The organism is Bacillus sp. FSL R5-0422 (assembly GCF_038610765.1).
In the GTDB taxonomy this organism is placed as follows: Bacteria; Bacillota; Bacilli; order Bacillales; family Bacillaceae; genus Bacillus; species Bacillus pumilus_O.
This window is the reverse complement of the sequence record NZ_CP152014.1, coordinates 1,413,067-1,425,307: the sequence shown is the minus strand read 5'-3', so window position 1 is coordinate 1,425,307 and position 12,241 is coordinate 1,413,067. Positions and strand designations below refer to the sequence as shown.

At 39.1% G+C, this 12,241-nt stretch carries 11 protein-coding genes; all 11 read right to left on the bottom strand.

Going from position 1 to position 12,241, the window contains the following annotated elements:
* The 11 genes from MKX52_RS07175 to MKX52_RS07125 all read right to left on the bottom strand — a co-directional run bounded on the left by MKX52_RS07175 (position 1) and on the right by MKX52_RS07125 (position 12,176).
* Complete coding sequence (locus MKX52_RS07175; RefSeq protein WP_003210988.1) at positions 1–369, bottom strand: small basic family protein; 369 nt, start codon at positions 367–369, stop codon at positions 1–3.
* Entirely contained in the window at positions 369–1,094 is a 726-nt protein-coding gene (locus tag MKX52_RS07170; RefSeq protein WP_144455961.1) for a DUF881 domain-containing protein, read from the bottom strand. Before MKX52_RS07170 ends, MKX52_RS07175 begins: the two co-directional genes overlap by 1 nt.
* 20 nt (positions 1,095–1,114) lie before the next feature.
* Complete coding sequence (locus MKX52_RS07165; protein WP_342491724.1) at positions 1,115–1,804, bottom strand: DUF881 domain-containing protein; 690 nt, start codon at positions 1,802–1,804, stop codon at positions 1,115–1,117.
* Positions 1,801–2,580, bottom strand: a complete 780-nt coding sequence (locus tag MKX52_RS07160) for a cell division protein FtsQ/DivIB (RefSeq protein ID WP_342491723.1) — start codon at positions 2,578–2,580, stop codon at positions 1,801–1,803. Before MKX52_RS07160 ends, MKX52_RS07165 begins: the two co-directional genes overlap by 4 nt.
* A gap of 127 nt (positions 2,581–2,707) precedes the next feature.
* Positions 2,708–3,619 (bottom strand): UDP-N-acetylmuramate dehydrogenase, encoded by a 912-nt coding sequence (gene murB / locus MKX52_RS07155; RefSeq protein WP_151021474.1) that lies wholly within the window; start codon positions 3,617–3,619, stop codon positions 2,708–2,710.
* A gap of 31 nt (positions 3,620–3,650) precedes the next feature.
* A complete protein-coding gene (gene murG / locus MKX52_RS07150) occupies positions 3,651–4,745 on the bottom strand; it encodes an undecaprenyldiphospho-muramoylpentapeptide beta-N-acetylglucosaminyltransferase (RefSeq protein ID WP_119124807.1) in 1,095 nt (364 codons plus the stop codon).
* A 197-nt stretch (positions 4,746–4,942) separates the two neighbouring features.
* Positions 4,943–6,043, bottom strand: a complete 1,101-nt coding sequence (gene spoVE / locus MKX52_RS07145) for a stage V sporulation protein E (protein WP_003212197.1) — start codon at positions 6,041–6,043, stop codon at positions 4,943–4,945.
* Positions 6,044–6,102: 59 nt separating this feature from the next.
* Positions 6,103–7,458 carry a UDP-N-acetylmuramoyl-L-alanine--D-glutamate ligase gene (murD, locus tag MKX52_RS07140; protein ID WP_088001559.1) on the bottom strand — a complete coding sequence of 452 codons (1,356 nt, stop codon included), beginning with the start codon at positions 7,456–7,458 and terminating at the stop codon, positions 6,103–6,105.
* Positions 7,459–8,433 (bottom strand): phospho-N-acetylmuramoyl-pentapeptide-transferase, encoded by a 975-nt coding sequence (mraY, locus tag MKX52_RS07135; RefSeq protein ID WP_003211854.1) that lies wholly within the window; start codon positions 8,431–8,433, stop codon positions 7,459–7,461.
* A 135-nt stretch (positions 8,434–8,568) separates the two neighbouring features.
* Positions 8,569–10,044 carry a UDP-N-acetylmuramoyl-L-alanyl-D-glutamate--2,6-diaminopimelate ligase gene (locus MKX52_RS07130; protein ID WP_342491877.1) on the bottom strand — a complete coding sequence of 492 codons (1,476 nt, stop codon included), beginning with the start codon at positions 10,042–10,044 and terminating at the stop codon, positions 8,569–8,571.
* Between the two features lie 212 nt (positions 10,045–10,256).
* Positions 10,257–12,176 (bottom strand): stage V sporulation protein D, encoded by a 1,920-nt coding sequence (locus MKX52_RS07125; RefSeq protein WP_012009866.1) that lies wholly within the window; start codon positions 12,174–12,176, stop codon positions 10,257–10,259.
* Positions 12,177–12,241: the final 65 nt, after the last annotated feature.

Here is a 12,241-nt window from a genome sequence, read left to right as displayed (position 1 = left end):
TTATGACTCACTTTTTTTCTTTTTTTCTCTAGAAATTGTCCATTTTGTTAGTAGAATTCTTCTGATTACTGCTATATTTTGAAACAATCTAACGCCGAATGCAAACATTCCAACTAAGTACAAGTCTACACCAAGATGGACGCCCAGAAAAGCTAAACTTATTGCCAGTATAATATTAAAGAAGAAGCCTGATACAAACACTAGTTCATCGTATGCCCCTTGCAGATGTGCCCGGATACCACCAATCAATGTATCAAGCGCAGCAAGTACAGCGAGGGAAAGATAATTGGAATACTCATTCGGTATCGTAAAATTAGTTAAGAAACCGATCGCAACTCCTATGATTAAGCCAAGTACAGGAAGCCACATTAAGATTTTCCCTCCTTTACATCGTCAAGAGGCTTCAATTCGTTTACTTGAATTGCACCGTCATATGCTTTTAAATGAATTTTTTTCTTCGGCTGGCTTATACTCAAGCTGAAGTTTTCCTGAGCAAACAAGTCACCAATATCTGATACATTTAAACGGCTGTATAATTTGTCGGCCTGCTCACCAATCATTTTAATGGTGACTTCATCACTATCTAAGCTGTAGCCATCCATTTTTGTCGTGCCATTAATATCTCGAATCACACTTGTATTAATCACACGGCGATCATTAATAGAAATATGTTTTGCCCCAAACATATTGGCTTCGTTAATTAACTTTTTCAGAAGATCAGGTGGGATATTTTTCACTTCTTCTCCGGTAAGGTCCTTGGAAAAAAGCTGAGAAATGTCAATTTCAATCCCCTCCCCTTCCACTTCTGTAAAACCAGCCTTTTCTTTTAAATCTTTTAACGTTTTTGTTAATTGTGCTTCTTTTGATCGATCTCCTTGATGACCATATTTTTTAAGCATCTCGTCGTATTTATCAATTTCTTTCAATAAATCCAATTCCTTACTTTTAGATGCAGATAAATCCTCTCTCAGTTCCCACACATCACGAGTATCTCGAACTTCGGGCTTCTGTAAGGAATTGAATTGGATGGAGACCATGATGCCAAATATGATCATTAAAACTGTTAAACTAAGTAAAGGCTTCTTTTTCCTCAACACCACTCACCTTTTCACTTTTAATCTTTGTTTCTTAAAAGAGGGTTCATACGAATATCCGTTTTCTCAATCGTCATTGAAATGTGATCACTTGTCAGCTGATCGACCACTCCCCCTGCAATATTTAAAGCAGGTATTAACACAGCTGGATCACCAATAGCAGATATGACAAATGGTGCTGGATGCTGAACACCATCTACTGTGACAACTGGTCCGTTACAATGTAAGTATGATTGGTGTGTGATTCTTTGTCCATTAATAGATACAGCAGAAGCACCTGATATAAATAGTTCGTTTATCACATGAAAAATATGGCTCTCATGCACAATGTAATTATTGACATTTTGTCCACTCGGGATATAAGATGCATCTTCAAGAGACACTTTTACCCCTTTTCCTTTTACACCGATCTCTCCTGTAAACATTCTGTATTTCTCAACATCTTCCAATACATTAAAATACTGCTCTTTTTCATTTTTCAAATTAGACTCTGTTGCTTGTACCTTTGATTGAAGACTATATAATTCTTTTTCGAGTTTCTGATTCGCCTTTTCTTGCGTTGTGAGCTGACTTTTCAGAGAGTATTCTTTTTTCCATTGCTCTGTCCGAATGACATCTGCCTGATGCTGCTTTGTATATTGGTATGAAAAAGATATCAGAAAGCCAAGAACAAGCATGACAATTGAGAATATAACTGTTTTGCCCCTCAACGCTCATCATCCTTTTTCTTAGATTTAAACGCTTCGAAATACGTAGCGACTTCCATATGAATTGTGCCTTTTTCAGATGACGAAAGCTCTTTAACAATGGCTGGATAGGTTTTCATTTTATCACCGAATGTTTTAATTGAAGCAATCACAGTGTTTCCGTCATTCATATAAAATTTAACTAGCCACTTGTTTGAATTTGTCGGCACATAATAAACTTCTGAGATGAGTTCCTGAATAGAGGCTGGCAGTTGATTTAAAGATTTAACCGTTTGCTTCAGCTTCTCCTTATTGTCCCAATCGACAAAAATAGGTCCTGCATGACTCGGTGTCATTTCTTCTGGTAAGGCGGTCCCATTTTCAAGAAGCTCATAATATAGATTTCCCTTTTGAAGATACGCAATATTTGCATATTCTTTGACAGCAATACTCACTTTATTTGGGAAATGTTTTTTGATACTGACACTTTTAATCAGTTTATTTTGTTTAATATGATCTGCTGTTGTATCTTTATTTAAATTCCAAAACTCTGTTTCGCCTTCTTTAATTTGTGAAAGTTTAACAAGCTGTTTTGTAGAGACATGTTCGTTACCTGTGATGGTTAATGAAGATATCTTGCTGATAGGTGTCTGCAAATAAATAATGATTAAAACCATGATAAAAAACAGTAGTATAAAAGAGATCAGTCTCCGATTCGCTTTTTGCTTCCTTTGTTCTTTAATTTTAGGAATTCGCTCTTCTATATTGACGATCTTTTCATTTTCATGATCAGGCCGCATATATACTCCTCACCTCGTTCAAAGCTGCTTGTCCACACCTTTGGGTCATCATTTTGATGAGAAAACAAACGGCATTCTTTCATGCCGTTTGTTTTCTTCTGATGTGATCATTCATAAAAACTACCTGTTAATTTTCTTCACCGATAATTTCTACTTCTGTATGCATCTCTACGTTGTAGTCTTCTTTAATTTTATTTTGGATGAACTGAATTAAGTCCAGTACGTCTTGAGCAGTGGCTCCACCAGCGTTGACAATAAAGTTGCCGTGCATATCAGAAATTCTAGCTCCGCCGAGTTGGTATCCTTTTAAATTCGCTTTTTCTACAAGCTGTCCTGCATATTCAGGCAGCGGATTTCGAAAAATACTGCCAGCACATGGCCGATTATAAGGCTGGGTTTCTTTACGATAATCTTTATTTTGTTGCATCTTCTTTGTGATTTTCTCGCGGTCATCCTGCTTGAGCTTAAACACAGCTTCGAGAACAATGCCAGGTCGTTCCTTTTGAAGGACTGACGTTCGATAGCTAAAATTCATTTGTTCATTTGTAAGCCACTCGATACTTCCGTCTTCAAATAAGATTCTAGCTTTCACAAGAATTTTACTGATATCAGATCCATGTGCACCTGCGTTCATATAAACAGCGCCGCCAATAGATCCCGGAATACCAGCTGCGAATTCCAGTCCTGAAAGACCCTGTTTACTAAGTGATGTTGCGAGCCTTACGACAGAGTAACCACCACCGACTGTAATTTCTTCATCATTTACAGTTAGGTGATCCAGTCCAGCACCCAGCTTTAGGACAACTCCTCGAATTCCTTTATCGAGTACAAGTAAATTCGAACCTCTTCCAATAACCGTCCAATTCGTCTGGTGTTTTTTCACATGATCCATGATCGTTTTCACTGCATCGATATCTTTTGGGATGATCAAAAGATCTGCTGGTCCGCCTATTTTCATTGTTGTATGATTCGCAAGCGGCTCGTTTTCAAGTACTTTACCAACTTGCGCTTCTAATAATTCATTCTTCAAGTTCTCCATATTACCCTCCGCCTTACCTAATATCATTCCATCATGTAGTCGTAATTTCTTTTAACACATTATATAAACGTGTAGCCGCATCTGGTACTCCGAGTTCTTTCGTTAAACGGCTCATTTGGTTGAGCTTTTCTTCATTACCAGCAATTTCATCAATAGCATGCAGCAGACGATCCCCTGTAAGCTCTGATTCTCTTAAAACAATCGCAGCATCATGTTTTTCAAGTGATCTTGCATTGATTTCCTGATGATTTGCCGTCACGTATGGGCTCGGAATAAAAATGGTTGGGATTCCAAGAGCCGTTACTTCAGCAATAGTTGTAGCTCCTGCTCTTGCAACAATCACATCGATCGACTTCAGGTACTCCGGCATCTGATGCAAGAAAGGTTTTGTGATCATGTTAGGTGCTAAACCTTTTTCCTTTAGTTCATTCAACACCTTTTCATAATGAACCTCGCCTGTGATATATAAAAGCTGGTAGTTTTTTGCCTTTAAACCCTCTTGCATTTCAATCACTGCTCTATTGATTGGAGCAGCGCCTCGGCTCCCGCCGAAAATAAGAACCGTTTTTTTGTTTTCATCAAGCCCAAATTCTTTAAGAGATTTCCCCTCTTTTATAGAGACGACTTCAGAGGCTCTAGGGTTTCCCGTAAATACAACCTTTTCAGAAGGAAAATGTGCCTTTGCTTCATCAAAGCATATGGCTACCTTATTAACATATCTCGCTAGGAACTTATTTGTAATACCAGGCAGGCTGTTTTGTTCGTGTATAATAGTCGGGATCTTCAGCTTAGAAGCTGCATAAACCACAGGACCACACACATAACCGCCTGTTCCAATAACCGCATCAGGCTTGAATTCTTTTAAGTAAGATTTGCTTTTTTGAACGCCTTTTAAAAATCTCATCACCGTTTTGACGTTATCAAAGGAAAGTTTTCGTTTAAAACCTGAAATTTCTATCGCCTTGAAAGGGATATTTTCTCTTTCTACAATTTTCTTTTCAAGTCCATTTTCAGTACCAATATATAAAAATTCCACATCAGGATGCAGCCTTTTCACTTCTTTAATAAAGGCTAAGGCCGGATAAATATGTCCGCCTGTTCCGCCTCCACTGATTACTATACGCATTATACCATTTCCCCTCGATTTTTTTCTGCTCTGAACAAAGTATAAACCCTGTTTTAAACAACAGGGCTCCATTAAAACCTGTAAAGAAGAGTCAAAATACACGTTTTCGAAACAAAAACTGTCATTTTCACTCTTCAAATCATTTTTTTATACTTTTGCAAAATAAACGTCAACATGTTTTCATTAGCTACATCAAGCTAATATCTTGCGTACCTGCTGACATTCAGAAGTACGCCAATCGCCATCAGCATTAATGTCAATGATGAGCCGCCATAACTAAGGAATGGGAGCGTAATACCTGTCACAGGAATCAGTCCAGTGACAACTGCTATGTTAATCATTACTTGAATGGCAACCATTGAAATAATACCAACTGCTAGGAAACTCCCATATAAGTCTGGCGCTCCAAGTGCTATTCGTATGCCTCTCCATAATAGAACACTAAAGAGGAGTAAAATAAGTGATCCTCCTATAAAGCCAAGCTCTTCAGACAATATCGCAAAGATGAAGTCCGTTTGGGGCTCAGGTAAATAGAAGAATTTTTGCCTACTTTGACCAAGTCCCATTCCGAACAGACCACCTGGACCAACAGCGTATAAGGACTGAATAATTTGAAACCCACTGCCCAGCGGATCTTCCCAAGGATTTAAGTATGATGTAATTCGTTTTATTCGGTAGGGTGCTGATAAGACAAGCGCGGCAAACCCGCTGAGCCCTATAAGACCGAGAAATATAAAGTGAGCAATTCTCGCACCTGAAACAAATATCATGATAATACAGGTTCCAACCATTACCGTTCCTGTTCCCAGATCTGGTTGAAGCATAATGATGGCAAATGCAGAAAATACAATGCCTAAAGCTGGGGCAAAACCTTTGCGAAAGGATGTGATATTTTTTTGTTTTTCAGATAAGAATTTTGCAAGAAACGCAATCATCGCAAGCTTCATAAATTCAGAGGGCTGAATACTAAACGCACCGACACCGATCCAGCTTCTTGATCCATTTCTCTCCATACCGATGCCAGGAATAAGTACAAGCAGCAAAAGGAGAAAACAAACAGCAATCAATATCTTTGACCAAGTCCGCCACGTCCAATAATCGACTCGCATAATGAAAAACATTGCGATAACTCCGATTCCGGCAAACAACAGCTGTCTTTTTGCAAAATAAAACGAATCATCAAATTTATACGATGCCCACACTGCACTAGCGCTGTACACCATAATTAAACCAATCGTCAATAAAAGTAACGTAATGACAACAAGCAAAAAATCCGGAGAAGTTTTCTTATTCGTCAAGAGACCGACACCCCAAGCATAATTTCATTTGGGCTGTCAGTCGTATGAGAGACAAGCCCTTATTTAAGCATATGCACGGCGTTTACAAACATGTCTCCACGTTCTTCAAATGTTTTATGTTGATCCCAGCTTGCACAAGCCGGAGATAATAAAATCACGTCTTCTTCTTCAGATATGTTAAACGCCGCAGGTACTGCTTGTTCAACATTATCGACATGTTTTACATGATGTATTCCAAGCTCTTCACCAAGCTTCACAAACTTAGGTGCAGTCTCACCAAATGTGATCATTCCTTTTACATGTTTCATAAAAGGTTTCAATTCATCAAATTCATTGCCTCGATCAAGTCCACCTGCTAACAAAATAGTCGGTTGTTCGAAAGCTGACAATGCTTTACTTGTTGCCAAAATATTGGTTGCTTTACTATCGTTATAAAATTTCCGACTCTGAATTGTATCTACAAATTGCAGACGATGCTTCACTCCACCAAATGTCGTGAGAACGTGAACGATTGCATCATTTGAGCAACCTGCATTTTTCACAACACAAATAGCTGCCAAAATGTTTTCTTGGTTATGTTCACCAGGAAGGACAACATCCTTTACATCAATGATATGTTCATTCATGTAGTAAATTGCACCATGTTGAATAAACGCACCATGTTCTACTGGCTCTTTCACTGAGAAAAACACTTTTTTTGCTTTTGAACCTTCTGCTAGTTTTACAACTGAAGGATCATCTAAGTTAATGACAGCAATGTCATCTTCATGTTGATGTGCGAATACTTTCTGCTTTGCTTTTTCATATTCTTCACGAGTGTGGTGATAGTCTAAATGTGCATCAAAAATATTTAATATTAAGCTGATTTTCGGTCTAAATTCAACTGTCCCCATTAACTGAAAAGAAGAGAGTTCCGTTACGATCCACTCATCGCCATCTGCATTTGCAGCGACTTCACTGGCAACTGTTCCAATATTACCAGCCACTAATGTTTTTTGGCTGTCTTTTTTCAGCATTTCATAAATTAATGTCGTGGTAGTGGTTTTTCCATTCGATCCAGTAATCCCAATAAAAGGAGATGAGGTTAAATGATACGCTAATTCTATTTCAGTCCAAACTGGAATTTGACGGCGAAGCGCTTCTTGAACCATCACATTTTCATAAGGAATACCTGGATTTTTAATTAAAATTGTAATGTCTTTATCTTCGAATATACGAAGAGGATGGCTGCCACAAACGACATCAATCCCCTTTTCAGAAAGTAGCTGAGCAGGTTCGTTCTCTTCAAATGGTTTTTGATCATTTACCGTCACATTTACTCCATGTTCATGAAGAATTGAAGCTGCCGCATATCCGCTTTTAGCAAGACCTAATACTAGTACATGTTCATTTTTTAACATTTGCATCTTATTCAATTATAACCACACCTCGATGTAAATTCCTAAAACAGCCAGTAATAAACCAGCTGTCCAGAAGGTGACAACTACTCTCCACTCTGACCAGCCAACTAATTCATAGTGGTGGTGAAGTGGACTCATCTTAAAGATTCTTTTGCCGGTTGTTTTAAAGGAAATGACTTGAAGAATAACGGATAACGTCTCTACAACAAATACCCCACCAATAATGACAAGTAAAATTTCAAGCTTCGTTAAAATCGCAATTGCTACAATAGCTCCGCCTAATGCTAGAGAACCTGTATCACCCATAAATACTTTTGCAGGATGTGCGTTAAACACAAGGAAGCCAAGGACAGCGCCTGCAACAGCTACTGAAAAGATTGCTACATCATACTGCGATTGATTCCAAGCCAGTATAGCAAATGCTCCGAAAGCAATAGCAGCTGTTCCAGATAAGAGACCATCCAGTCCATCTGTTAAGTTTACGGCATTAGAACCTCCGACAAGCATGAAGACAACAAGGATAAAGTAAGCCCATCCTAAATCAAAGCTGACGTCTGTTCCTGGAATGCGAATTGTCGTTGCAAACTGATAATAATGGAAAACTGCATAAAAGATCACAGCGATCACAATTTGACCGATTAATTTCTGTTTCGATGTTAATCCAAGATTTCGTTTCATCGCTACTTTAATATAATCATCTAAAAATCCTAATAGGCCGTAACCAAGTGTGACAAATAACAGTAAAAACATTTCTGGACTAATCTCAGAAAATTTGTTGATCATCACAATTGTTGTAATAGTGATAGAAAAGATAATCATGATGCCGCCCATTGTCGGCGTTCCAGATTTCTTTTGGTGCGACTGTGGGCCTTCTTCTCTAATACTTTGACCAAATTTTAGTCTTCTTAAAAACGGTATAAAAATCGGGGATAAAAGAACACTGATTAAAAATCCCATTATGATTGTAAACAATATCACCTGTTCAAGCATCGTTCTTTACTCCTTCCGAATTTCCAAAGCCGTTTTCCATCAGAAAATTGCATTCATTATTATGGTATTCATTCTTGTTCTTCGTATGTTGTTTTTGTACAAAATGCTTCATTTCATTACACTCTTTTCATCATTTTAAGATTTGTTTAGGTCTAAAATAGCGTCAACAGCAATTTTTGCATCATCAAAGGCATAGACTTGATCGCCAATAATTTGATAGGTCTCATGGCCTTTACCCGCTATTAGGACTGTATCGCCTTTTTTTGCATTGGCAATGGCAAAGAAAATCGCTTGTTTCCGATTCACAAAGCTATGATAATATGCGTCTGGTACCCCATTTTCCATATCTTTTAAAATGGCTGAAGGATCTTCGCTTCTTGGGTTGTCTGACGTAAATACAGGTTCATCTGCATATTTCACAGCGATTTGAGCCATTTGAGGACGCTTTGTTTTATCACGATCACCACCGCAGCCAATCACACAGAAAATTTTGCCCTCTGTTAATTCTCTACACGTTGTGAGGACATTTTCTAAACTGTCAGGTGTATGCGCGTAATCGACGATGACCGGGAAATCTTGATCGCAGTTTACAAGTTCAAATCTGCCTTTGACTCCTTCAAGCTCTTCAATCGCACTCACGATCGTCTCAAATGTTAAGCCAGATACGATCCCAACTGATACAGCTGCAAGGATATTATACACATTGAACTTCCCGACGAGGGCAACCGTCACTTTCTTGGTGCCGATTGGAGTGACCAAATCAAATTGAGTTCCCTTCGGCATGATTTGAATATTTTTTGCCATGACATCTGCTTTTTGCTCTAGGGCATACGTCATGACTTCAGCAGCTGTGACTTTTTCAAAATAACTCGAAGCCTCATCATCTGCATTTAAAATCGCATACTTCGGTTTATTGTGATGAAAGGCACTTCCAAGCTGAGAAAACAGCAAGCTTTTCGCATGTTTATATTCTTCCATTGTGTTGTGGTAGTCAAGATGGTCTTGTGTAAGGTTTGTGAAAACCGCAATATCATAATCACATCCATGTACTCTGCCAAGGTGGAGGGCATGTGATGATACTTCCATGATGGCTGTGTCTACATCTTGATCAAGCATCTGTTTAAACGTTTTCTGAAGTGTGACACTTTCAGGTGTGGTGTTTTTCACGTCGAGAATGTCATCATTCACTTTCATATACATCGTACCGATTAAGCCTGTTTTCTTTTCGGCTTTTCTCATCACTTGTTCGATCATGTGTGTTGTTGAGGTTTTTCCATTTGTACCAGTGATCCCAATGAGATTCAGCTTATGAGTGGGCTGTTCATAAAACGCATCAGCTATTCTTGCAAGTGCTCTTTGAGAGTGTTTCACAATAATGACTGGTACATCTGTTATGTTAAGTGGGTGTTCTGCTACAATGGCTGCAGCCCCGCTTTTCACCGCTTTTTCAGCGTAATCGTGTCCATCTACTGTATAGCCTTTTATACAGACAAAAAGGCTTCCCTCTTTCACCTCTCTTGAATCCATTTCAATGGAAGTGATATCAGGATTTTCGTTTATCAATTCGTTGTTTTCACTTTTAAAGTATGTAAGCAGTTCTTGTAATTTCATTTTCATATCAAACCTCTCAAATTCGTTCACGTGCATGTCTTGTGAAAAAAACACACAGTCTATATTTTATCGTAAAAAAAAGGATACATCCAGCGTATTCCTTAAGTTTCTGTTGGAAAAAACACACTTTGGACTCTTTTTTTCAAACTGTCCTTCTCTTTCAACAAAAAGAGGTAGCCAAATGAGTGCGGCTACCCTCTGTTTATTCTTTATTATTCATCGTTTAAGTATAATCTGATCGTCGAGCCTTCTTTGACCTTTGTCCCCGCAGCAGGTGATTGCTTCACTACCTTACTGCCAGTTCCTGAGGCATCGATCTTTAGGTTAATCAAGAGGGATTCAAGATCTGAAACAGATCCTCCTACAAGATTCGGTACTTCAATGGTTTTTGTGTCCAGCCACTGATACTTCTTTTCAATTTGGCCTTTTCTTTTTTTCACACCCATCTCAGGCAGGCTATCCCGCATAATATGACCAACAATTGGCGCGGCAACGGTACCACCAAATTGAATGGTGCCTTTTGGGTTATCCACAGCCACATAGACTACGATACTTGGGTCATCGGCAGGCGCAAAACCGATAAACGACACAATATGGTTATTCTCCATATACTTTCCGTCCTTTACCTTCTGGGCTGTTCCTGTTTTTCCGCCGACCCGATACCCTTCAACAAATGCATTTCGGCCAGTTCCTTGGGCGACTACACTTTCAAGTGCATACCTGATTTCTTTAGATGTTTCTGCTGAAATCACTTTCTTTTTGGCAATAGGCGATTGCTTTTTCACGACCTCTTTTGTGATTGGATCTATCCACTCTTTTGCAATATATGGCGTGTAAAGTGTCCCACCATTTACTGCAGCTGCTACTGCAGCCACTTGTTGAATCGGTGTAACAGAAACACCTTGACCAAAGGCCGTGGTCGCCTGCTCTACAGGACCTACACGATCAAGCGGGAACAAAATCCCACGTCCTTCTCCTTGAAGGTCAATTCCGGTTTTTTGGCCAAATCCGAAATTTTTGATATAAGAAAATAATTTTTCTTTACCCAGACGGTCTCCCAGCTCTACAAAGCCGGGGTTACAGGAATTTTGAACGACTTCCAAGAATGACTGCGATCCGTGTCCGCCTTTTTTCCAGCACCTAAGCCTTGCACCATCAACTGTCACAGATCCGCTGTCAAAAAATGAATCACGTTTTAAATTAACTTTCTTCTCTTCTAATGCTGCTGCAAGTGTAATAATCTTAAATGTTGAACCCGGCTCATATGTGCTCCACACCGGTAGATTTCGGTTGAACACTTTTGAATCAACTGATTGATAATCAGCTGGATCAAAATCTGGTCTGCTCGACATTCCGAGCACTTCACCATTTTTAGGATTCATCGCAATCGCAATCATACCATCAGGATTATACTTTGCCTGCGCGTTGTCTAATTCCCGTTCTATAATAGTTTGTACTTTTGCATCGACTGTCAATTTCATATCAAGACCATCTTTAGGAGGTGTATAATCATCTGCTTCATCTGGCATTTTTTGCCCTTTTGCATCAGAATAAAATTTCACAGAGCCTTTTTCGCCTTTTAGGTCGTCATCATAGTAGGCTTCAAGTCCAAGTAAGCCTTGATTATCGATTCCAGCAAAACCAAGTACATGTGAAAGAAAGCTGCCAAACGGATAATGTCTGATGCTGTCTTCTGCTACATACACACCTTCTAAATCAAGCTCTCTCACTTCTTTTGCTTTTTCATGTGATACCTTTCTGCCCTCAGGTGAAATTCGTTCTATTGATGTTTTCTTCGTGACGTGTTTGTACGCTTTCTCTTCAGACATATTCAGCACTGCTGCTAATTTCTTACTTGTTTCTGCAGGATCTTTAATTTGCCGAGGGACAACTAAAATAGATGGAGCACTTTTGTTCGTCGCAAGCTCTACTCCATTCCGGTCCAAGATATCTCCTCGTTCCGGTTCGAATGGAAGGTTTCTACTCCATGAATCTTTTGCTAAGCTTGTCAGCTTCTCACCCATAATAAACTGCACATATCCTAATCTAGTATCTATGATGAAAAAAATGATCACCCCAAACAGCAGCACGAAAAGCAATCGTTTTCTCACTGTTACACTCGACACTCGCACGCCCGGTTCACTCCTTACATATGGCTTATTTTCATCATATGCAGGCCCGTCCTTTTGTAGAACGC

Bases quoted from the DNA above. Each gene is read 5' to 3' on its own strand.
- mraY (WP_003211854.1), bottom strand. From the start codon at position 8,433: ATGCTTGAACAGGTGATATTGTTTACAATCATAATGGGATTTTTAATC.
- MKX52_RS07130 (WP_342491877.1), bottom strand. From the start codon at position 10,044: ATGAAATTACAAGAACTGCTTACATACTTTAAAAGTGAAAACAACGAA.
- murB (WP_151021474.1), bottom strand. From the start codon at position 3,619: ATGGAGAACTTGAAGAATGAATTATTAGAAGCGCAAGTTGGTAAAGTA.
- MKX52_RS07175 (WP_003210988.1), bottom strand. From the start codon at position 369: ATGTGGCTTCCTGTACTTGGCTTAATCATAGGAGTTGCGATCGGTTTC.
- murG (WP_119124807.1), bottom strand. From the start codon at position 4,745: ATGCGTATAGTAATCAGTGGAGGCGGAACAGGCGGACATATTTATCCG.
- MKX52_RS07160 (WP_342491723.1), bottom strand. From the start codon at position 2,580: ATGCGGCCTGATCATGAAAATGAAAAGATCGTCAATATAGAAGAGCGA.